Here is a 22,720-nt window from a genome sequence, read left to right as displayed (position 1 = left end):
CCCTGACCTGCGGTGCCGCGCTCCCGGCCCTGGCCCGGGCTACCGCCGTCGCGGCCCTGGGCCGTCGAGGGACGCTTGCGCTCGCCCGCCTCCTGGGACGACGGGCGGCCCTGACCGCCGGCGGACGGCCGTCGGCGACCCCCGGCGGAGGAGGACTGCTTGCGGACCTCGCCCGTGGAGGGGCGCTTGCGCCCCCCGGAGGAAGAGGGGGCTCCGTGCTGTGGCGACACCGTGGCGTGCTCCTGTGGGCGACGAACACCGCATACCGCGGCGCTCCGAGAAAGGCCTCCATTCTCGCAGACGGGGCACGGTGCCTGACCGAGCGGCTGCAGAGGCAGGGCGGAGCGGGGCGGGGCAGGGCAAGGGCCGGCGTCGTCCGGGTTCGGACGACGGTGACGGGTGACGGGTGCCGGGTGCCGTGCCGCGTTCGAGCGGTCGGGGGCCGGGGTACTGGGCGCGTTCAACGCCCGGGTCCGCGGCACCCCGCCGGCCTCCTGGTGGCAGCGGCACGTGGCCGCCGGCGCCGACCACCTGATGCACCAGACGGCGGGCCCTGCTCGGCCGCACTCTCGGCGCCCGAACCGGCCCGTCACACGGCACAGAGAGGGTGAGCACGTGCAACAGCGGCACCGTCCGCGCCCCGCGCGACGAACTGCGCCGCCCGGTCGGCGCCTGAGAAGGACGTGTGCCGGTCACCGGCCCTTCAGGGTCACCGGAACGCTGCAGACCCCGCCGAGGAAGTTGGAGTAGATCCGGGCCGGCTCGCCGGCCGGTTCCAGGTCGGTGACCAGGTCGCGGAGGGATTCCAGGACGGCGCCGATCTCCAGGCGGGCCAGATGGGAGCCGAGGCAGAAGTGGGAGCCGCCGCCGAGGGTGACGTGTTTGTTCGGGTTGCGCGACAGACGGAAGGCGTCGGGGCGTTCGAAGACCTGCTCGTCCCGGTTGGCGGACACGTTCCAGAGGGTGACGATGTCGCCGGCCCGCAGATCCGTGCCGCCGACGGTCACGTCCCCTACGACGGTGCGCGCCATGTGCATGGACGGAGTCGTCCAGCGCAGCACCTCGTCGACGGCCGTCTCCACCGCGACCTCGCCACGCTGCCAGGCCTGCCACTGGTCGGGGTGGTCGAGGAAGGCGAGCACGGCCCCGCCGATGGCCATCCGCGTGGTCTCGCCGCCGCCGAGGATCAGGCTGTAGCAGTTGAAGACGATCTCGTCGTCGGTGAGACCGCTGCCGTTGACCCGAGCCGAGGTGAGCAGCGTGACGATGTCGTCGGCGGGGGCGGTCCGCCGTCCTTCGGAGAGGTGGGCGAAGTAGTACAGGACCTCGTTCTTGGCCCGCCAGGCGTCGGCAGGGGTGAGGACGGGGGTCTCGGAGGCGACCATGGTCGAGGTGAGGGCGAAGATGCGCTCGCGGTCCCGGGGCGGGACGCCGAGCAGGTCGCAGATCGCGGCCAGCGGGATCTCCTTCGCCACGTCCGTCGCGAAGTCGCAGGTGCCGCGCTCCAGCGCCTGGCCGATCAGCTGCCGGGCCATCGCCCGGATGCGTACACCCAGCGCCTCCAGCCCCCGCCGGGAGAAGGTCTTGGTCAGGATCTGGCGCACCTCGCCGTGCCGGACACCGTCGGTCAGCGACAGCATGCGACGGCCCGCCGAGTCCCCGCCTCCGCGCAGCGCGTCGAGCACGTTGCCGCGTTCGGAGGTGAAGTGCGTGGTGTCGCGGTAGACGGCGCTCACGTCCCGGTGGGCCGTCAGCATCCAGTAACCGGCCAGCCCGTCGCGTGGCGGCTGCCGGCGGACCGGCTCGTGCGTGCGCAGATGTCGCCACACCTCGGTGAGGTCGCACGTCGAGTGCAGGACCCGGTCGGCGAAGTCGAGACGGTCGATCTCGTCGGCTGACAGGATGGGACGGGACCCCGGCATCGGTGTTCTCCTTTTCCTTTCCTCCGCCTCACACGCGCGGTTCTCCACCTGGTACGCGGCTCGTCGGCCTCAGTGCGCGGCCTCGTCGGCACGCGCCCGGTCCACCGCTTCGGCCTGGTGCCGCAGCACGCTGTTCTCGAACAGCACCTCCGGCGGCACCTCCAGCGCCAGATCCCGCTGCAGCCGTATCCGCACACGCACGGCGAGCAACGAGTGGCCGCCGAGCGAGAAGAAGTCGTCGTCGAGACCGATGGCGTCGACGGCGAGCAGGTCCTCCCAGACCTCCGCGAGGTACCGCTCGGTGGGACCGGTGGGCGGTGTGTGCGGGGCCCGCCTGCGGGCCAGGTCCTCCAGGGCGCCGGCGAGGCCGTCCGTGGTCCAGGCCGCGTCCGACTGGTGCGCGCGTGCCGTCATGGCCACGAACTCGGGTACTCCCGTGGCCTGTTCGCGGTCCGGTACGAGCTTCGCGTCGGCGAGGTGCTCCCGCAGTTCCCGCAGGGACAGTCCGTCACCGGACGGGGCCACGAAGGCGATCAGACGCCGGGGCTCGCCGCCCGTGGCGCGGACCGCCGCCCTGGCGACCGAGGGATGCTCCAGCAGCACCCGCTCCATCTCGGCGGGTTCCGTGCGCACCCCTCGTATCTCCACGGGACCGCTGGGGCGTACGAGAGGGGTCATACCGTCATCCTCCGCTGCGCGTCGGCTTCCTGGGGCCGGTCGAAGTCCCGCTCGATCACCTCGGCCAGCGGCGCGGTGGCGTCGAGGACCGTCCACTTGCCGCCGGGCAGCGTGTGCGAGCTGAGCGGGCCGCATTCGGACCAGTACGTCATCTCCTCGGGGCGCACGTCGGTGTCGTCCTCCCAGCTGACGGCCGTCACCGGGCAGTTGACCGGTTCCGCGGCGGCCGGGCGGTACCCGAAGCACATCCGCAGATCGGCCCTGAGCACCCGCAGCGCCATCGGGACCAGATCGGGGTGCAGCTCTCCCTGGCCCAGCATGCGGGAGACCCGCTGCACCTGTTCACGCAGCTGGTCGTCCGTCATCGACGGGTGGTAGACGCCGGTGGCGCCGGGGGCGGGCATCCGGTAGCGGCGCTCCGGGGGCCAGTGCGGTACACGCGACGACGACACGAACAGCCGCCGGGGAGCGGGGGCCCCCTCCGCTGCCAGCCCGATGACCAGGGCGTGCGCCAGCAAGGCGCCCATGCAGTGCCCGAACACGGCGTAGGGCCGGTCGGTGTGGGGCAGCAGGGCACGCGCGCAGTCCGCGCCGAACTCCTCGAACGTCTCGTACGGGGCGTGGCCGAGCCGGTTCTCCCGGCCCGGTGGCTGCACCGGGCACACCTCCACGGGCCCGAACCGCTCCGGCCAGTGCCGGAACACCGAGGCACCGACGCCGCTGTACGGCATGACGAACAGCCGGGCGTCCGCGTGGGCCGACGGTTCCCGCAACAGCCAGGTGCCGCTGCGCTGCGACATGCTTCCTCCCGGGGCCACGGCGTCCGGCGGCGCGGCCTGTCGACTCGAAGACGAGCAGGGACGCTACGCACAACCGGTTATCCGGAAGTTACGCCGCCCGCCCGTCGCCCAAGGCCCAGCGCCTGCCCGCTCCTCGCGCAACGTCCGCCCTGCGCCCAGCCCTTCCCGCTCGTCCAAGGCCCAGCGCCTGCCCGCTCCTCGCCCAACGCCCTCCCTGCGCGCAGCGCCTCCCCACCCGCCTCAATCACCCACCGCCCGCTCGCCTCCGCCCAACGCCTCCCCGCCCCCCGCCGTCGCCCAGGCGGCCGTAACCGTGGGCAAACCGGGCCCCGGCACGCTGAGCCGTACGCGTACGAGGAGCTGATCCCGGTGGCCGATGCCCGCTCGCGCATCCAGGCGCTGTCACCCGACCGGAGGGCCCTGATCGACGCCCTGGCGGCGGGGCGACGGCCGGACCGCGCCCCCACGACCGCGGCGCAGGAGCGGTACTGGACGCTCAACCAGGCCGATCCCGCCGACCCCCGCTACCTGTGGCCGTGGGCACTCTCGCTGCGCGGGCCGCTCGACACCGACGGCCTCGGCCGGGCCGTCCGTTCCGTGCTGAACCGGCACGACCTGCTCACCTCCACCTTCCGCCGGCAGGACGGCGAGCTGTGGCAGATGCGCGGTACCGCGCCGGCCCGGGAGCCCCGTCTCGTGGAGGTCCCCGACGGATCCGACGGCGTGCAGCGCGAGATCGAGCGCGTCAACCGGCGCGGCAGGGACCTGGCACGCCAGGCACCCGTGGACACCACGCTCCTGCGCCTCGGCCCGGACGAACACGTCCTGGTCGTGGACATCCACGCGATCGCCAACGACGCCTGGTCGATGCGTCTCTTCCTCGACGACCTCGCGGCCCACTACAACGGGTCCGCGCCCGCTTCCCGTCCCGCCCCCTTCGCCGAGCACGCCGCCCGGCAGCGCCGGTGGCTGGCCGGTGAGGAGGCCGAGCGGCAGGCGCGCCACTGGGTGCGGACCCTGGCCGGCCTGCCTCCCGTGCCCCGGCCCGCCGCGCCCGCCGTCGACGGCGCCCGGTGCGTCGTACAGCGGGCCGACGTCCCGGCCGGCGTCATGGACGCGGTGCGCGCCATCGGCCGACGGACCGGGGCCACCCCCTTCATGGCCCTGTACGCCCTTTTCGCGGACGTCCTCGGCACACTGACCGGGCGCACCGACATCGTCGTGGCCTCGTCGGTGGCCGGCCGGGACACACCGGACACCCACCAGGTCGTCGGCTGCTTCGTGAACCGGGTGGTGCTGCGCGTCGACGTGGGCGGCTCTCCCGGTGACGAGGAACTCGTCCGGCGCGGCCGGGCCTCGGTCCTCGCCGCCCTGGCGAACGCCCGGCTCCCCTTCGAGCACGTGGTGCGCCGAGTCGCACCCCACGAGTACGACCGGCCCGCCCCGTTGGCGGACGTCATGTTCGTGTACGACGACCAGGACGGGCGGGCGGCCACCGGCGACGCCCCCCGCTTCACCGGCCTAGAGGCGTCGTACGTCGAGCCCGAGTACCGCACCACCCGATTCGCCCTGCTGCTCACCGCGCGCCCCGTGCCGTCCGGGCGGCTGGTCCTCGAAGTGCACTGCCCGAGCGACCCGCACCACGTCCGCACCGCGCACGAGCTGCTGCGCCACTGCGCCCAGCGGCTCGCGCGGCTGCGCGGCGCCTGAGCCACATGCCGCGGGGCCTGCCCGCGCACCCCGAGGAAGGATCCCAGATGATCGCCATCGTCCTGAGTGAGACGTGCACCCCCGCGCAGCGCCGGCAGGTGCTGTCGGCGGTGCAGTTCGCGGGATCCGGTCTCAGAGTGCACACGCCGCATCTGGTGTCGCTCACCGGTGACCGGGACCGCGTCGCGGCCGCCCTGGACGGCCTCCCACAGGTCACGGAGATCACGTCGCTGTCGGCCGGCTACCCGCGGGCGGCGCGGCTGGCCGGACGCGCGGCCACCACACCGGTATGGGTGTCGGACGTGGAGATCGGAGGCCCCGGTTTCACCGTCATCGCCGGCCCGTGCTCCGTGGAGAACCGGCAGCAGATGCTGACCACGGCCCGTGAGGTCCAGGGCTGCGGGGCGCACGCGCTCCGCGCGGGGGCGTTCAAACCCCGTACGTCGCCGTACGCCTTCCAGGGCCTCGGCGACGCGGGACTGGTGCTCCTGGCGGAGGCCCGGGAGCGCACCGGACTGCCCTTGGTGACCGAGGTGGTGGACGTACGGGACATGGAGCGGGTGGCACAGGCGGTGGACATGGTCCAGATCGGTGCCCGGAACATGCAGAACTACGCACTGCTGCGCGAGGCCGGCAGGCTGCGGATGCCGGTCCTGCTCAAGCGAGGTCTGGCCGCCACCCTGGACGAGTGGCTGCTCGCCGCGGAGTACGTGCTCGACGGCGGCAACGAGCAGGTCGTGCTGTGCGAGCGGGGCATCCGCACCTTCGAGACCGGATACCGCTTCACGCTGGACCTCGCCGCCGTCGTCGTCCTCAAGGAACGCACGCACCTGCCGGTCATCGTGGACCCGAGCCACGCCGCCGGCACCCGCGGCCGCGTGCTGCCCCTCGCGCTCGCGGCGGCCGCCGTGGGGGCCGACGGCATCATCGTCGAGGCACACCACGATCCGTCCGCCGCGCTGTGCGACGCGGCGCAGGCCCTGCCGACGAGCGACCTGGCCGAGCTGATGCGCAGGCTGCCGCCGGCCGCGCAGTCGGCGGGACGCACCCTGGAGCACACGCCGGGCCGGCGGACACTGACCTCCGTGAGCGGCGGCTGACCGGGGCGGCGCGGACACCCGGGGACGCCTGCCTGAGACACCCAGGAGACACCGAGGGGCTGCCGGACACCGTCCGGCAGCCCCTCACCGCACATCCCGGCCTACCCCTTGCCCTCCCCGTCTCCCTCGTCCTCCGTGGCCATCCGGGCCACGGTCTCGGCGAAGGCGACGATGCGCGGGCCGTGCTCGGGGTCGGTCGCCAGGCCCTTGGCCAGCTGCGCGCACGTCGGCAGGTCGAAGACGTCGCGGACGGACAGGGGCACGTCCAGCAGCGAGCCGAGCCGGGCCGCGAACCGCGTTCCCGTGAGGGAGTCGCCGCCGAGCAGGAAGAAGTCGTCCTGGACACCCACCTCGGGCCGTTCCAGCACCTCGGCGCAGACCGCGGCCACCAGTGCCTCCAACGGCCCCCCGGGAGTGCCGTCGGGGTCCTCCGCACCGGTCTGCCCGGCCGTACGGCGCGCCTGCCCGGTCAGGGCGAGCCGGTCCACCTTGCCGTTGCCGGTGAGCGGCAGCGCGTCCAGGATCCGTACGTCCGCCGGAACCATGTAGCCGGGCAGCCGTTCCCTCAGGTGCGCCGACACCTCGTCCGCGCTGACGTCCCCGGTCACGAAGGCCACCAGATGGCGGGCCCGGCTCTCCCGTGCGGGCGCCACGACCACGCACGCCTCCACCCGGGGATGGCTGCGCGCGGCGTGCTCCACCTCACCCGGTTCGATCCGGTACCCGTTGACCTGGACCTGGAAGTCGTCGCGCCCGAGAATCTCGATCGAGCCGTCCGGCAGATAGCGCCCCAGGTCGCCCGTGGCATACACGCGCTCGCCTGTGGAGGGCAGCCGGAAGAAGCGCTCCCGGGTGCGTTCCTCGTCGCGCCAGTAACCGTGGGCCAGTCCGACCTCGCTGCCCACCACCATCTCTCCGGGCACCCACACGGGCCGGTCCCGCCAGGCGCCGTCCAGTACGTGGTAGCGGTGGTTGGCCATCGGCTTGCCGTACGGGATGCTCGTCCAGTCCGGGTCGATCTCGCCGACCGGCTGCAGGATCGACCAGCAGATGGTCTCCGTCGGCCCGCCCGACCCCATCACCCGCAGGCGGGGGGCCAGCGCCCGCATCCGGTCGGGGAGGGTCAGCGGGATCCAGTCGCCCGACAGCACGGTCAGCCGCAGCGGTTCCAGCACGGGTGCCGCGTGGTCGCCGGCGACCTGCTCGGCCGCCTCGACCAGCATCTGCGCCAGTGCGGGCACCGAGTTCCAGAACGTCACCGACTCCCGGCGGACGAGGTCCACCCAGTGCGCGGGGTCGGGCCGTTCACCGGCGTCGGGCAGTACGGCCGCCCCGCCGGCGGCGATGATGCCGAAGACGTCGTACACGGAGGCGTCGAAGTGCAGCCCCGACACGGCGAGCACCCGGTCCCCGGGCCCGACACCGAACCGTGCGTTGATGTCGCCGAACATGTTCGTCACACCGCGGTGGTCGACCATCACGCCCTTGGGACGGCCCGTCGACCCGGAGGTGTAGATGACGTACGCCAGGTCGCGCGGCCCCTGCACGGAGGCGAGCGGGGCGTCTCCGACGGTGTCGAAGTCACGGTCCACGGCCAGCACCCGTACGCCCCCCGGCCAGGAGAGGGCGTCGACGAGCCGGCTCTGTGTGAGAACCAGCTCCACCTCGCCGTTCTCCAGCAACTCCCGCAGCCGCAGCGGCGGTACCCCGGGGTCGACCGGCAGATACGCGGCTCCGGAGGTGAGGACGCCGTACACCGCCGCGTACTGCTCCCACCCCTTCTCGGCGACGATCGCCACCAGCCTGCCCGGACGCGCCCCCAGTTCGCGCAGCCTCCGTCCGACACGGTTGGCGTGGGCGTGCAGTTCGGCGTGGGACAGGGTGCGGGCGGTGGTGACGACCGCGGGGGCGTCGGGGCGCTCGGCCGCCTGCCGCGCGAGCACCTCGTGCAGGAGCGTGTCGCCGACCTCCCGGGCGGTGTCGTTGACCTCGGCGCGTACGGCGAGCTGCTCGGCCGGCACCAGATCGAACCGCTCGGCCTGCCAGAGCGCCTCCTCCGTGATCAGGCGGTCCAGCAGACGGCAGTAGGCGGTGAACATGTCGTCGACGAGGCCGGGCGGGAACATCGCGTCGAGGAAGTCCCACTTCAGGTGCAGGGTCCTGTCGATCTCCCGGATCTGGAAGTCGAGCAGCACCTGCGGGGTCTGCGAGATGCCGTACGTCTCCTCGCCGAGCCCCGACACCTGTCGCCGGGGCGGATGCCCGAGCAGGCTCGTGACGACGATCGGCATGGCCGGGCGGGCCCCCGCGACCGGCCGGCGGCGTTGCAGCTCGCGCAGCACCCGCACCCCGTTGAAGTGCCGGTGCTGGAGATCGGTCCAGATCTGCTCCTGGATGTCCAGGGCCCGCTCGGCGAACGTCCCGTCGGTCTTCTCCACGGCGACCAGGAGCGTGTTGGTGAAGTCGCCGAGCAGCCGGTCGATGTCCGGGTGCACCGGAAGCCGGTCGAAGACGGGGAAGTTGATGGTGAACGCGTCGTTCCCGCTCCAGGTGCGCAGGACCTCGGCGAAGACCGCCACGAGGATGCCGGACGGCGTCACACCGAGCCGGCGGGCCCGTTCCTGGAGCCGGTGCCAGCGCGCGGGGGCGAGCCGGTGCGCGTGCCGTTCGAAGCGGATCGTGCCCCGTGGCCGGGTGACCAGGGGAAGGTCGGGGGCGGCGGGCAGATCGGGGACGCGTTCCAGCCAGTAGGCGCGGGAGCGTTCGTAGGCGGGCGTGGCCTCCAGTGCCGAGCGCGCCTGCGTGACGTAGTCCCGGAACGTGATGTCCGGCGCGGGCGGGGCCGTGTCCGGGTCCTCGTACAGCTCGATCAGCTCCGGGAAGAGCACCTGGAACAGGCTCCAGGCGTCGACGACCAGGAGATCGACGCCGATGTGCAGACGCACCCGGCCGCCGGGCAGCAGGGTGACCCGGACGTCGAACAGCGGGCCGGTCTGCGGGTCCATCACCTGGTGCGACATCTCCTCGCGCAGGAGCCGCGCGCGCTCACCGGCCGCGTCCGGGGACTCGTCCCGCAGATCGAGCACCCGCACGTCCTGGCCCGCGGCCCGGGGCAGCACACGCTGGGTGCCGTCGGCCAGGACGACCGCGCGCAGCATGTCGTGGCGGCGCACCACCTCGGCCCACGCCCGCTCGAACCGCGGCACGTCCAGTCCGTCGCGCTCCCACTCGAAGTAGCCGTGGCAGCCCACGTTCCCGAAGTCGACGGCAGCGCCCCGGCCGATCCACAGCGCCTGCTGCGTCTCCGTCAGCGGGAACGGCTCGTACCGGCCGGCCGGGTCGGGGTGCACCGGCGGCAGGCCGGCCAGGGACGAGGTCGCCTCGGCCGCGCCGCGTGCCGCGGCCAGCCGGGCCAGGGAGGCGACGCTCGACGCGCGCATGAGTTCCGGGAGGGCCACGTCGAGCCCCAGTTCCTCCCGTGCGCGGGTCAGCAGCCGTACGGCGCTGAGCGAGTCGCCGCCCAGGTCGAAGAAGCCGTCGAGGACACCGATGTCGTCGAGACCGAGCACCTCCGACCACAGGGCCGCCAGGCGCCGCTCGGTCTCGTTGCGCGGTTCGACCCTGCGCACGTCCAGGCCGGGCCGGTTCCGGTCGGCTGCCGGCAGCGCGGCCCGGTCCACCTTGCCGCCGGGGCCGACGGGTATCTCGTCCACGACCGTGAGGCTCACGGGAACCATGTAGGCGGGCAGCGTCCGGCGCAGCGCCCGGCGGATCTCGGACAGCAGGGGAGGGGCGGACGGGGCGGTGACGAGGTAGCCGGCCAGCCGGCGTTCCCCGTCCGCCGGTTCGGTCACGGTCACCGCGGCCTGGAGCACACCCGGCTGCCGGGCCAGCGCCGACTCGACCTCGCCCAGGTGGACCCGGTAGCCGCGGATCTTCACCTCGTCGTCGGCGCGGCCGATGACCTCGATCTCGCCGTCGGGCCAGCGCCGTGCCACGTCGCCGGTCCGGTACAGGACCGGGTGCGGATCGTCGGGGAGGGGGTTGGGCAGGAACCTCTCCTCGTTCGTCGCCGGCCGGTTGAGGTAGCCCAGCGACAGTCCGGCGCCCGAGACGTACAGCTCGCCGGGCTCGCCGGGCGGGACCGGAGCGAGCGACTCGTCCAGCACATGGACGTTCACGCCGGGCACGGGGCGGCCCACCGGCGGGGCGCGGTGCAGGCGCTCGTCCTCGGTCAGGGTGCGGCTCACGGCCGAGAGGTTGCAGGTGGTCACCACGGTGGCCTCGGACGATCCGTAGACGTTGACCACCTCGAAGGGCAGCGTGTCCGGAGGCCAGGCGCGCAGGCGCTCGCCCGCCACCCGCACGGTGCGCAGCACCGTGTCGTCCGGCCAGTCGAGCGACCAGCAGCGCTCGGCCGTCGCGGTCATCATGAGGCTGTGGGAGACGCGCTCGCCCACCAGCCAGTCCCGCAGTGCTCCGGGGTCCGCCGCGACATGCGGCTCCGGTACGCACACCGCCGCGCCCGCGGCGAGCAGCGGCAGACAGTCCACCTCGACCAGTCCCGCTCCCGGGGAACACAGCCAACTTCCGCGGGAGAGCGGCTCGATGGCGCACTGCTCGATCAGGGTGTGCACCAGCGTCCGCAGGGCGCCGTGCCGGAACAGCACGGCCTTCGGGTCGCCCGTCGAGCCGGATGTGAACGCCACATGGCAGACGGTGGCGTCGGTCACCGCGACCCCGGGCGGTTCGGCGGGTGCCGAACGCCAGGTGTCGTCGTCCATCAGGACCACCGGCACCCCGGGATCCTCGTCCAGCCCGGCCGACGTGTGCTCGTCCGCCAGGACGACGGCCGCCTCGGCGTGCCGCAGCATCGACGCCACCCGGGCCGAGGGGTGCGCGGGGTCGAGCAGCACCGCCGCCACGCCCAGTTTGAAGCAGGCCAGCTGGGCGATCAGGTGCGCCGTGCCGCGCCCCAGGTACAGGCCGGCCCGCGCCTTCGGCCGCACTCCCAGCCCCTGCAGGTGCCGGGCGAGCCGGTTGGCCGACTCCTCCAGGCCGGCGAAGTCCAGTGCCGTGCCCGCGTGTTCGACGGCCGTGGCCCGGGGGGTGCGGCGGGCTGCCAGTGCCACACGTTCGTGGACGTAGAGCTGTGACTCGGGGGAGTGGGTGTCCCGCACGACGTTCCGCCCTTTCCGCGCTGGAGACAGGAGGCGGGGACGGTAGACCGCCGAGGTTAGGCAAGGGTTACGCGGTGGGGCGTAACCGGGCGCTAACCCGGCGGCCCTAGCCTCGGTCGGTCATGGACGACTCCCTCAGCCGCCTGACGCCCCAGCAGTGGACCCGCCTCGCCGAGCGCGCGCGGGCCGGACAGCCCCCCGCACACGGACGACCGGAGACACCCGCCGCCCCGCCGGTGCCGCGCGCCGACCCCGCGGCCCCCCGCCCGGCCACCCACACCCAGGAACAGCTGTGGTTCCTCAGCCGGCTGACCGCCGGCACCCCGAACTACAACGTGCCCTTCCGCTTCGATCTGGAAGGCCCCCTGGAGCCGCACCACCTGCACACCGCACTGCGCACGGTCGTCCAACGGCACGACGCCCTGCGCACCGGGCTGCGACCCGACCCCGGCGGGCTGCGCCAGGTGGTCCGGGAACGGGTGCCGGTGGAGCTGCCGATGTGTGATCTGTCCCGGCACGACGACCCCCGCGCCGCGGCCGACGCCCGCTGCCTGGAACTCGCCCGCACCGTCTTCGACCTGGAGACCGCGCCGCTGTGGTGCTTCGAGCTGCTACGGCTGGACGAGGCGGGCGAGCGGCACGTGCTGGTGTGGATCGCCTCCCACACCATCGCCGACGGCGGAGCGGTGGGCGTCCTGCTGGACGAGGTCGGCGCCGTGTACGCCGCGCTGACAGCCGGCCGTGACGTCGTACTGCCGGACCCCGGGCCCCAGTTGACCGACTACGCCGTCTGGCAGCGGGCCACCCTGACCCCGGCGGAGACCGAGCGGCTGACCGCCTACTGGCGCCGCCGCCTCGACGGCTACGACGGCCTGCGCCTGACCTACGACCGGCCGGCCCCGGCCGGCACCGCCCTTCCCCAGGGCCGCACCGTCCGCTTCACCGTCCCGGCAGCCCTGCGCCGGCGGGTCGTCGGCCTCGCCAGGAAGCACGCCGGGTCGCCGTTCATGGTCCTGCTGGCCGCCTACCAGGTGCTGCTCGCGCGGCTCGCCCGCCGCCCCGACGTGGCGACGGCCCTGCCGCTCGCGTGCCGCGACACCCCCGGCTACGAGCGGGTGTTCGGCTCGCTCACGAACACCGTCGTGATCCGCACGGACACCGGCGGCGGCGCCTCCTTCGCGACGGTCCTCGACCGGGTCAGGGAGGCCGTCCTGGGCGCCATCGAGCACCAGAACCTGCCGTTCGGCAAGCTGGTGGAGGAGCTGCGGCCGGCCCGCCACGGGCGCACCAACCCCATCACCGAGACGATCTTCAGCTACGGCGGCACACCCGCGACCCTCGGCTGGACCCCCCTCGGCGACTCGGTGCGCGCAGCCTGCCGGGGCATGTCCAACGACACCGTCCGCTTCGACTTCGAACTGGTGCTGGACGACACCCTGGAGGGGCTGACCGGCCGGTTCGAGTACGACAGCGACCGCATCGACACGCGCAGCGCCCGCCTGATCTGCGACGCCTACCTGGACATCCTCGGCGCCGCGGTGGAGCACCCCGGCGCACCCCTGCCGCAACCGCCGGGCGAGGAGTCCGGCCGGTCCCGCCCGCCGCTGCCGGCCTGGTCCGCGGCACCGGCCGACGCCCCGGCTCCCGCATCCCCGGACGGCCCGGTGCCCGGCAGCGGCGGCGCACCGCGCACCGAGGCCGAGCGCGCCGTGGCCCGTATCTGGGCCGGTGCCCTGGGCCGTGACGCGCTGGAACGCGACGACGACTTCTTCGCCCTCGGCGGCTACTCGATGCTGGCGGTGGACGTGATCGCCGCCGTCAACGAGGAGTTCGGCACCGACCTGTCGGTGCTGCAGATCTTCGAGACGAGCAGTGTCGCCTCGCTGGCCCGTGCCGTCGAGGCCGGTGCCCACGCCGCCGGAACCGGCGGGGCGGGCGACGACGGGACCGTTGCGGCGGACCTGCTGGAGCAGGTGGAGGGGATGAGCGACGAGGAGGTGGCGCGGGCGCTGGAGCGACTGCGCGACACCCCCTGAACCCGGGCCCGACGCGGGGGGGAACTCCGTAGGAGGGAAGAGCCGTAGGAGGGAAGAGCCGTAGGAGGGACAAGCCGTAGGAGGGAAGAAGAGCGGCCGCCCCGAACCGGAGGCGGGGGATGACTCCGGCGGGACGGCCGCTCGTCGCGGGCCGGTCGGACGTGACCGGCTGTCAGGTGTGCTGCGCCCCGGCCGGGGGCGCCTGCACCTGGGGGGACCCGGGCTGCTGCGGCTGCCGTACGGCCTGCATGACGACGGCCACCAGGACCGCGCCGACGACGAGGACCACCGCCGACGTCACGAACGCGAAGCGGTAACCGTCCACCATGGCCTGCCCGGCCGCACCGCCGGAGCCGCGCGCGTCATGGGCGTGGGTGACGGCGAGCGTCGTCAGCACCGCGAGTCCGAGCGAACTGCCCAGCTGCTGCACCGACGTCTGCACCCCCGACCCGAAGCCGGCGTCCGCGTCCGACAGGCGGTGCAGCGCCGCGTTCTGCAGTGCCGGCAGGCCGATCGCCAGACCGAACGACAGCACCACCGTCGCGGGCACGAGCTGTCCCCAGAACGAGCCCTGGGCGTCGATGCGCGCCAGCAGCAGCATGCCGACCGCGCTGACACCGAAGCCCACGATGATCGCCGTCTTCGCGCCGGCCTTCGTCACCAGCTGCGTGGAGACCACCATCCCGGGGATGAAGGCGGCGCAGAACGGCAGATAGGCCAGACCCGACTGGAGCGGGGAGTAGCCGAGGACCTGCTGCACGTACAGCGTGACCAGGAAGAACATCGCGGCCATGGCGCTGGTCAGGAACACGGTGGCCACATTGGCGGTGATCCGGGTGCGGTCGGTGAAGAACCGCAGCGGCATCATCGGATCCGCCGCCCGGGCCTCGACCAGCGCGAACAGCGCGACCAGCACCACCCCGCCGGCGAGGGACCCCCACACCGCCACACTGCCCCACGGGTGTTCCGACGCCTGCAGCAGACCGTTGACGACCGCCACGAGCCCGGCCGTGATGAGCAGACCGCCCCAGACGTCCGGCCGTCGCCGGGCGCCCGTGACCGGCGCGTCCTCAACCGTGCGCGCCGCGAGAGCCAGTGCCACGGCGGCGACGGGCAGGTTGATCAGGAACACCCAGCGCCAGCCGGCCAGATCCACCAGCACGCCCGACAGCAGGACGCCCACCGTCGCCCCCATGCCGGCCAGCCCACCCCACATGCCGAGGGCCTTCGCCCGTTCCTTGCCGTCCGTGAACATCAGGACGATCAGCGACAGGGCGGCCGGCGACGCCATCGCCTCGCCGACGCCCTGGGCGAACCGGCTGACGATGAGCACGCCGGAGTTCCAGGCCAGGCCGCTGGTCAGCGACGCCAGGGCGAACAGCGTCGTACCGATCACGAACAGTCGCTTGCGTCCGACGAGGTCGGCCACCCGGCCGCCCAGGAGGAGCAGTCCGCCCGCGGCCAGCAGATAGCCGTTGACCACCCAGGCCAGACCCGCCTGCGAGGTGCCCAGATCGTCCTCGATCGAGGGCAGCGCGATGTTCACCACCGTGTTGTCGATCACGATGATGAACTGGACCAGCGAGAGCACGGCCAGCGCCTTCCAGCGGCGCGGGAACGCGGCGGGCTGCTCCGGCGGTGCGGCGGCGCCTCCTCCGCGCTCGGGCCCGGTTTCCATGGTGGACATCTGTTCTCCCAGCAAGCGGACGGACATCTTCGTCACGTCGAGTCAATGCCGGGCGCACGCGGCCTGTCCAACAACGATCACTCCCGGTTTGACAACCATCGGGAGTCTTCGAAGATGAGAGCGTGGATCTGGACATGGCGCAGGTGAGGGCATTCATCACGACGGCCGACGAGCAGCACTTCGGCAAGGCGGCCGAGCGCCTCCACCTCAGCCAGCAGGCGCTGTCCAAACGCATCCGCCGGCTGGAGGAGCTGCTCGGCACCCGGCTCCTGGAGCGCTCCAGCCAGGGCGTGGAACTGACCGAGGCGGGCTCCCGCTTCCTGGGTCCGGCCGTCGCCGCCCTGGACGCCGCGGACACGGCCGTCGCCGCCGTCGCCGCGGCCGGCCGTCCGCTGCGCATCGACGTCCTCGACGAGCGCCTCGTCCCCATACACCTCGTGCAGCGCTGGATCGACGCCGACCCGGAGGCGCCGCTGGAGGTGAGCATGCGGCACGGCCTGGAGAACGCGCTGCCCGCCCTGCGGCGCGGGGAGATCGACGTGGCGTTCGGCCGGGTGCACGCGCTGCGCGCTCCGTGGCGGGACGAGTTCGCGTACCGTCCGGCGCGACTGGAACCCCTCGTGCTGCTGGTGGGCCTCGACCACCCGTTCGCCCAGAAGCCGTCCGTCCGCCTCGCCGAGCTGCCCGGCGTCCCCCTGAGAACGCCCATGGGCGGCGGTGTGCTGGAATGGACCGCCTTCGTGCGGGAGTTCGCCGACAGCTGGTCGCTCGACCTGAACACGAGCGGACCGGCACTCAGCCTCGACCATCTGGTGGACACCGTCGCGGACAGTCCCGGCGAGGCGACCCTCGTCGGCGCGGGCATGAACGTGCCCGACGGGCAGCGCATCCGGACGGTTCCGCTCGTGGACCCCACCCCGGTGTACCCGTGGTCGGCCGTGTGGCGCCGGGACCGGCCGCACCGCCTCCTGTCGCAGCTGCTCGACGCCGCCGGGAGCGGCACCCGCGTCCGGGACATGGCCGACGCGCTCGGCCCCGTCTGGCTACCCGCCGCGGACCGGTCGGGCCTAGGCCTGTAACCACGGCGGCGGACACGCTCCCTGCTGCCGCTGCCGCTGCCGCTGCCGCTGCCGCTGCCGCTGCCGCTGCCGCTGCCGCTGCCGCTGCCGCTGCCGCTGCCGCTGCCGCTGCCGCTGCCGCAGCCGCAGCCGGCACGGTGTCGGCCGCGGACCCCGGCTCGTGAGACGGTCGTCGGCACAATCCCCGTTGCCGTTGCCGTCGCCACTGCTGCCGCCGCCGGTGCCGATCAGGCCGACGGTCCCGGACTGTCCCCCCGGCCGGCTGCCTCCCCCCTGTGCGTCGCCCTCCGCCCATCGGTCCGCACCCGACGTCGGTGCACGGCCGCCGGGGGCGGCGTAACCGGTGCCAAACCCCGCCGCCCTACGGTCACCGGGCCCCGGTTCCCCCGGGGTCGCCGACCACGCACCCAGGACGCGAGGGCAGGGCAGTGGACTCATTGACGTTGCCGAACCAGGCCGGGCCCGCGGCGCGGGGCACCGGGCAGCGGGACCTGACCGTCAGCGCCGCGGCGTCGCTCCGGCGGCACGATCCGGAGCTGGACGGGCTGCTGGAACAGGAGTTCAGGCGACAGCAGGACACGCTCGCCATGGTCGCCTACGCCAGCCTCGCCGACCCCTCCGTCCTCGCCTGCGGCGCCTCGGTCCTGGCCAACGTCACGGCCGAGGGGTACCCCGGTGCCCGCTACCACCCCGGCTGCCGCTGGCTCGACCAGGTGGAGGAGCTGGCCGTGCGCCGGACCCGCGCCGTCTTCGGGGCCCGCTACGCCAACGTCCAGCCGCACTCGTGCTCCCAGGCCAACCTCAGCGTCCTGTTCGCCCTCATGCGCCCCGGCGACACCGTGCTCGGTCTCACCCTCGACGCGGGCGGCCATCTCACCCACGGCGCACCCGCGTCGGTGGTGGGCGACTACTTCCACGCCGTGGGATACGGCGTGGACGAGGACGGACGCATCGACTACGAGCAGGTGCGGCGCCTGGCGCACCGGTACCGCCCGAAGGTCGTCATCGCCGGCGCCAGCGCCTACCCGAGGGCCCTGGACTACGAACGGTTCCGCGCCGTCGCCGACGAGGTGGGCGCGTACCTGCTCGCCGACATCTCGCACATCGCGGGCCTCGTCGCCGCGGGCGTGCACCCCAGCCCGATCGACCGCGCGCACATCACCACACTCAGCACCTACAAGCAACTCGGCGGCCCGCGCGGCGGACTGATCCTGAGCGGCGCCGAGTGCGACACACCCGGACCCGACGGGGTCCGCACCCTCGCCCAGCTCATGCAGCGGGCGGTCTTCCCGCGCAGCCAGGGCACCCTGAACGCCGCCGGCATCGCCGCGAAGGCGCGGGCCCTCGCGCTGGTGGCGCGACCGGAGTTCCGGGAGCTGGCCGAGCGCATCGTGCGCGACGCCCGGGCCCTGGCCGAGGAGCTGACCCGCCGCGGTCACCGCGTGCTCACCGGCGGCACCGACACCCACATGGTCCTGGTGGACACCACGCCCCTCGGCCTGTCCGGGGCGGCCGCGGAGCGTGCCCTGGAGGAGTGCGGCATCCTCGCCAACCGCAACCGCATCCCGAACGACACCCGCTCCCCGCGCCTGACCAGCGGGCTCCGGTTCGGGACCAACATCCTCGCCCAACGCGGCCTGGAACCGCGGGACATGGGGGAGTGCGCCGACCTGGTCCACCAGGTCCTCGCCGCGACCGAGCCGGCCGGCGGCGCCGGACACCGGCTCGACCCCGTCGTACGGGACCGGGTACGGCGAGCCGTGCACCGGCTGTGCCGACGGCACCCGCTCCCCGGCTACACGGCGGAGCCGGCCGTATGACCTCCGCACCCCAGCGCGCCGCCTACTTCTCCCGGCCCTGGGTGTGGGACCTGCGGCCGACCCCCGGACCGCACACCGCGGCCCTCCTCCTGCTGCCGCACGGCGGGGGCAGCGCCCACGCCTTCACCGAATGGCCCGCGCACTTCCCCGACGACGTCACCGTCCTCGCCGCCCAGTACCCCGGCCGCGGCTCCCGCTTCGGCGAGCCGCCGGCGCGCAGCATGGAGGAGTTGCGCGACGCCCTCGTCGAGGCGCTGGACGCCCTGGACCTGCCCCTGGTCATCTTCGGAAACAGCCTGGGCGCACTCCTCGGCTTCGAGGTGGCCTGGCAGCTGGAGCAGACCGGGCGCCCGCCCGCCGCCCTGTGCGTGTCGGGGGCCTGGGCACCGCACGCCCGCGAACCTGGCGCGACCTACGGCGACGCCCTCTGGTCGGACCCGGCGCTGGTGGACTGGCTGCACGAGTACGGCGGGATGCCGGCGGAGGTGCTGGCCGACCCCGATCTGCTCACGCTCGTCCTCGACGCCGTCCGCGCGGACCTGACGATCGTGGAGAACTACCGGTTCGGGCCCGCACCACGACGGCTGGGTTGCCCCATCACCGTGCTGGGCGGCACCGAGGACCGCCTGGTGAGCGAGCCCACCCTCAGGGCGTGGACCGAGCGGACCCGGCGGGCCGCGGAGGTGCACCTCCTCCCGGGCGACCACTTCCACTTCGCCGACCACCTGCCGTACGTGACCGGACTCGTGCGCGCCCACCTCCCCACCCCCGCCGACCCGAGCGGAAAGCGAGCCGAACATGACCGGACTTGACTGCGTCGTCATCGGTTACCACGCCGGTGACTTCGACGACTACCGGCTGATGTGCGAACAGGCCGGTCCGGACTCCCCCGAGTGGCAGATCTACCGCAAGGAGCACCTCGTCCTCGAGGGCCGTTCCATGCCGTGGCTGGAGGCGTTCAGCCGGCTGCGCAACCGCGCCACCGGACGCAACGACCGCTACCACGTGGGCGAGGTCTTCAACCTCGCCGCGCTCTACCTCACCAACCACCTGCGCCGGCAGGGGTACTCCGCGGAACCCGTCTCGCTGTTCGGGGCCGAGCAGGAGGAGCTGGCCGGGCTGCTCAGCCGGCGCCCGCGCATGGTGGCGATCACGACGACGTTCTACGTGACGATCCTGCCGGTCGTGCAGATCGTGGAGTTCGTGCGCAAGCACGCGCCCGACACGCACATCGTGGTGGGCGGCCCCCTCATCGACAACCTGTGCCTCAACGGCATCACCGACGAGCTCCAGGACATGTTCTTCGCCATGGGCGCCGACACCTACGTCCAGGAGTCCCAGGGCGAACAGACCCTGGCCGACCTGTGCGCGGCGCTGACCGCGGGCGCCTCCGTGGAGAAGGTCCCCAACGTCATCCACTGCCCCGACGACACCTGGGTGCTCACCCGCCGCCGCCCCGAGGCCAACGACCTGGACGCCTGCGCCATCGACTGGAGCCGCTTCAGCAGCCGGCAGATCGGCGCCACGGCACAGACCCGCACGGCCCGCAGCTGCGCCTTCAAATGCGCCTTCTGCGACTACCCCTCCCGGGCCGGCGCCCTGACCACCGCCTCGATCGACACCGTGCGCCGGGAGCTGCGGACCCTCGCCGAGAAGGGCGTACGCAACGTCGTGTTCGTCGACGACACCTTCAACGTCCCGCCCAAACGGTTCAAGGAGCTGTGCCGCATGATGATCGAGGAGGACCTCGGTCTGCGGTGGTACTCCTACCTGCGCTGCTCCAACGCCCGCGACGACGAGACCTTCGACCTCGCGGCGGAGTCCGGGTGCGCCGGCGTCTTCCTCGGCATCGAGTCCGGGGACGCCCAGGTCCTGCAGAACATGAACAAGCTCGCGCAGGACAGCCAGTACCGCACCGGGATCCAGCGGCTGAAGGAACGCGGCGTGACCACCTTCGCCTCCCTCATCGTCGGCTTCCCCGGTGAGAACGAACGCACCGTCGCCAACACCGTCGACTTCCTCAACGAGACCGCCCCCGACTTCTGGCGGGCCCAGGCGTGGTGGGGCAACGAGCGCTCACCCGTCTACCGCAACCGGGAGCTGTACGGCATCAAGGGCGCGGGCTACAGCTGGGAACACTTCACGATGAACTCCCGGGAGGCCGCCGCCCACTGCGACGCCATGTTCGACGCGGTCACCGAGTCGACCTGGCTGCCCCTGTACGACTTCGACTTCTGGTCCCTGCCGTACCTGGCGGGCAAGAACGTCACGGCAGCCGCGCTCAAGCCGCTGCTGGACACCACCCAGCGGCTGATGCGCGAACGCGACGCCGCCACGCCGGACGCCACGCGCCTGGCCACCCTGGAACGTGAGTTCGCCGACGCCGTAGCCGCCCTGGACGCCGAACCGGCCAAGTACCGGTACTGACCGGAGAGGGCCGCGCCGAACAGGGCAGAGGAGGACCGTGTGACACGCAGCAGCACACCCTGGGCCACCGTCACGCGCGAGGGGGCACCGAGCCCGCCGGGGGAGTGGGAGCCCGTCCACCGCGGACTCGACCGTGCCGCCGCCCGGCATCCGGGCCGGCCCGCCGTCGTCGCCGCGGCCCGGTCGCTGACCTTCCGCAGGCTCCGGACCCACTCCGACGCACTGGCCCGCGTCCTGCGCGCCAGGGGAGCCGGCCCGGAGACCATGGTGGGCCTGTGCCTGCCCCGGACCGCGGACCTGACGGTGGGCCTGTTCGGCATCCTGAAGTCGGGCGCGGCCTATGTACCACTGGATCCGGCCCACCCCGAGGACCGGCTCCGCTTCCTGGCCGCCGACTGCGGCATGACGACCGTGGTGACCCACTCCTCGGTCGCCGCCCGGCTGCCCCGGCCGCTGCGCGACCGCGCCCTGTACCTCGACTCCCTCGACCTGGACACCGACGCGGCGGCGGGTCCGCCCCGGGTGGACCTCCGCCCCGGCCATCCCGCCTACGTCATCTACACCTCCGGCTCCACCGGCCGGCCCAAGGGCGTACAGATCCCGCACGGCGCCCTGACCGAGCTGCTGGACCGGCTGCGCGGTGCCGGCATCGTCCGCCGGGAACCGGCCCGCGTCGGGTGGAACGCGAGCATCTCCTTCGACGCCTCCGTGCAGCAGTGGATCCGTGCCTGCGCCGGCGACACACTGCTCCTCCTGCCCGAGGACCTGCGCACCGACCCGGAGGCGCTCGCCCGGTTCCTGCGCGAACAGCGCGTCACCGACCTGGACATCACGCCCTCCCACCTCCGCCCCCTCGTCGAGCACCTGACGCCCGCGGCCGATGCGGACCCGCTCACGCTGCTCGTCGGCGGCGAGGCCATCGACCCGGACCTCTGGCGGTCCCTGGCCGCCCTCCGAGCGACCGGTGCCGCCGTGGCCCACAACCTGTACGGCCCCACCGAATGCACCGTGGACGTCACCAGCACCCCCGTCGAGGCACGGCACGACCCGCACCTGGGCGCACCCCTGCCCGGGGTGGGCCTGCACCTGCTCGGGCCGGACCTGCGCCCCGTCCCCGACGGCGAGCCGGGGGAGATCTGCCTCGCCGGCACCGGACTCGCCCGCGGGTATCTGGGCCGGCCCGGACTGACCGCTGCCCGCTTCGTCCCGGACCCGTTCGCCGCGAACGGCAGCCGGCTGTACCGCACGGGAGACCTGGCCCGCCGGCGTACCGACGGCACGCTCGCCTATCTGGGCCGGCTCGACCACCAGATCAAGCTGCGGGGTTTCCGGATCGAGCCCGGTGAGATCGAGGCGGTGCTCGGCGGGCATCCGCTGGTGGCCGAGGCCCTCGTCGTCAAGCGCGACGACGTGCCCGCGGCCCCCGCCCTGGTCGCGTACTGCCGGAGCGCGCCGAACGCACCGCGACGACCCGACGAGGAGGACCTGGACGCATGGGCGCGCCGGCACCTCCCGGACCACATGGTGCCCGCCGCCTACGTCGTCGTGGACGCCTTCCCGCTGAACGGGTCGGGAAAGGCGGACCGGGCCGCGCTCCCGCGACCCGAGCCGCGTACGACCGGCGCCCCCGACCGGACGGCCGCGCACGCCGCGCCCACGGGGCCGTACGAGGAACTGGTGGCCCGGACCTGGTGCGAGGTCCTCGGCGTCGAAGAGGTCGGCGCGGACGAGGACTTCTTCCGCATCGGCGGGAACTCGCTGCTGGCCATCCGGGTGGCGGCCCGCATCAGGCGAGCCACCCGGCTCGCCGTCCCCATGAGCACCGTCTTCGCCAACCCCCGGCTGCGCACCCTGGCCGCGCACCTGGAACAGACGGCGCACGACCGGCCCGGGGACGCCGGGACCGCAGCGGCCAAGCACGCGGCCAAGCACGCGGCCAAGCACACGGACAAGCACGCGGACGAGAACGGCGACGAGAACGGCGACGACACGGTGGAGGGCATGGCATGAGCGTCGACCACGAGGACGCCGGTGCGGACTCCGCGCCCCGCGCATGGAACGTGCTGGTCAACGTCGAGGAGCAGTACGGCCTGTTCCCCGCCGACCGGGAGCCGCCCGGCGGCTGGCGGCACACCGGCTTCTCCGGCAGCGAGGAGGAGTGCGAGCGCTACGTGGACGAGCACTGGACCGACATGCGGCCGCTGAGCCTCCGGCACGCCACCGGGCGGACGTGACGGAGCCGGCCGGCATACGGCGGCGGGAGGGGGGAGACACCGTCTCC

At 73.5% G+C, this 22,720-nt stretch carries 14 protein-coding genes and 3 pseudogenes; 9 read left to right on the top strand and 8 right to left on the bottom strand.

Features of this window, described 5'->3' with window-relative positions:
- Nucleotides 1-692: 692 nt before the first annotated feature.
- From ACZ7N4_RS28125 to ACZ7N4_RS28115, 3 genes are all read right to left on the bottom strand, one after another.
- Nucleotides 693-1,922, bottom strand: coding sequence for a cytochrome P450 (locus tag ACZ7N4_RS28125; RefSeq protein WP_471363030.1), 1,230 nt, complete (start codon nt 1,920-1,922; stop codon nt 693-695).
- 69 nt (nt 1,923-1,991) lie between these two features.
- Nucleotides 1,992-2,600: a phosphopantetheine-binding protein gene (locus tag ACZ7N4_RS28120; RefSeq protein ID WP_471363027.1), complete on the bottom strand. Its 609-nt coding sequence runs from the start codon at nt 2,598-2,600 to the stop codon at nt 1,992-1,994.
- On the bottom strand, nt 2,597-3,400 hold the full coding sequence (locus tag ACZ7N4_RS28115; protein WP_471363025.1) for a thioesterase II family protein: 804 nt from the start codon (nt 3,398-3,400) through the stop codon (nt 2,597-2,599). The genes ACZ7N4_RS28120 and ACZ7N4_RS28115 overlap by 4 nt, the downstream gene beginning before the upstream one ends.
- A 369-nt stretch (nt 3,401-3,769) precedes the next feature.
- Between ACZ7N4_RS28115 and ACZ7N4_RS28110 the strand changes: the two genes are divergently transcribed.
- Both ACZ7N4_RS28110 and aroF read left to right on the top strand, forming a co-directional pair.
- The gene (locus ACZ7N4_RS28110) at nt 3,770-5,110 is read left to right on the top strand and encodes a condensation domain-containing protein (protein WP_471363022.1); all 1,341 of its coding nucleotides are present in this window, start codon (nt 3,770-3,772) and stop codon (nt 5,108-5,110) included.
- Between the two features lie 47 nt (nt 5,111-5,157).
- Nucleotides 5,158-6,210, top strand: a complete 1,053-nt coding sequence (gene aroF, locus ACZ7N4_RS28105; protein ID WP_471363019.1) for a 3-deoxy-7-phosphoheptulonate synthase — start codon at nt 5,158-5,160, stop codon at nt 6,208-6,210.
- 101 nt (nt 6,211-6,311) lie between these two features.
- Here the strand turns inward: aroF and ACZ7N4_RS28100 are convergent, their stop codons facing one another.
- From ACZ7N4_RS28100 to ACZ7N4_RS28085, 4 genes and pseudogenes are all read right to left on the bottom strand, one after another.
- On the bottom strand, nt 6,312-6,599 hold the full coding sequence (locus tag ACZ7N4_RS28100; RefSeq protein ID WP_471363292.1) for a phosphopantetheine-binding protein: 288 nt from the start codon (nt 6,597-6,599) through the stop codon (nt 6,312-6,314).
- Nucleotides 6,600-6,710: 111 nt separating this feature from the next.
- Nucleotides 6,711-6,902 (bottom strand): annotated as a pseudogene (locus tag ACZ7N4_RS28095) (AMP-binding enzyme); the annotation flags it as partial.
- Between the two features lie 21 nt (nt 6,903-6,923).
- Nucleotides 6,924-8,087, bottom strand: a pseudogene (locus ACZ7N4_RS28090) (amino acid adenylation domain-containing protein); the annotation flags it as partial.
- Between the two features lie 189 nt (nt 8,088-8,276).
- Nucleotides 8,277-11,342, bottom strand: a pseudogene (locus ACZ7N4_RS28085) (amino acid adenylation domain-containing protein); the annotation flags it as partial.
- 170 nt (nt 11,343-11,512) lie between these two features.
- Between ACZ7N4_RS28085 and ACZ7N4_RS28080 the strand changes: the two are divergent.
- Nucleotides 11,513-13,426 carry a condensation domain-containing protein gene (locus tag ACZ7N4_RS28080; RefSeq protein WP_471363018.1) on the top strand — a complete coding sequence of 638 codons (1,914 nt, stop codon included), beginning with the start codon at nt 11,513-11,515 and terminating at the stop codon, nt 13,424-13,426.
- A gap of 172 nt (nt 13,427-13,598) precedes the next feature.
- Here the strand turns inward: ACZ7N4_RS28080 and ACZ7N4_RS28075 are convergent, their stop codons facing one another.
- Complete coding sequence (locus ACZ7N4_RS28075) at nt 13,599-15,113, bottom strand: MFS transporter (protein WP_471363015.1); 1,515 nt, start codon at nt 15,111-15,113, stop codon at nt 13,599-13,601.
- Between the two features lie 122 nt (nt 15,114-15,235).
- On the opposite strand from ACZ7N4_RS28075, the gene ACZ7N4_RS28070 reads away from it, so the two are divergent.
- From ACZ7N4_RS28070 to ACZ7N4_RS28045, 6 genes are all read left to right on the top strand, one after another.
- Nucleotides 15,236-16,192, top strand: coding sequence for a LysR family transcriptional regulator (locus ACZ7N4_RS28070; protein WP_471363012.1), 957 nt, complete (start codon nt 15,236-15,238; stop codon nt 16,190-16,192).
- 437 nt (nt 16,193-16,629) lie between these two features.
- A complete protein-coding gene (locus ACZ7N4_RS28065; RefSeq protein ID WP_471363009.1) occupies nt 16,630-18,012 on the top strand; it encodes a serine hydroxymethyltransferase in 1,383 nt (460 codons plus the stop codon).
- Nucleotides 18,009-18,824 (top strand): thioesterase II family protein, encoded by an 816-nt coding sequence (locus tag ACZ7N4_RS28060; protein ID WP_471363006.1) that lies wholly within the window; start codon nt 18,009-18,011, stop codon nt 18,822-18,824. Before ACZ7N4_RS28065 ends, ACZ7N4_RS28060 begins: the two co-directional genes overlap by 4 nt.
- Nucleotides 18,811-20,439: a PhpK family radical SAM P-methyltransferase gene (locus ACZ7N4_RS28055; RefSeq protein ID WP_471363003.1), complete on the top strand. Its 1,629-nt coding sequence runs from the start codon at nt 18,811-18,813 to the stop codon at nt 20,437-20,439. The genes ACZ7N4_RS28060 and ACZ7N4_RS28055 overlap by 14 nt, the downstream gene beginning before the upstream one ends.
- 39 nt (nt 20,440-20,478) lie before the next feature.
- On the top strand, nt 20,479-22,449 hold the full coding sequence (locus ACZ7N4_RS28050) for a non-ribosomal peptide synthetase (protein WP_471363000.1): 1,971 nt from the start codon (nt 20,479-20,481) through the stop codon (nt 22,447-22,449).
- Nucleotides 22,446-22,673: an MbtH family protein gene (locus ACZ7N4_RS28045; RefSeq protein ID WP_471362997.1), complete on the top strand. Its 228-nt coding sequence runs from the start codon at nt 22,446-22,448 to the stop codon at nt 22,671-22,673. Before ACZ7N4_RS28050 ends, ACZ7N4_RS28045 begins: the two co-directional genes overlap by 4 nt.
- Nucleotides 22,674-22,720: the final 47 nt, after the last annotated feature.

It is taken from the genome of Streptomyces sp. NPDC107654, from assembly GCF_055639035.1.
The sequence above is the reverse complement of the archived record's forward strand: the minus strand, read 5'-3'. Positions and strand labels throughout refer to the sequence as shown.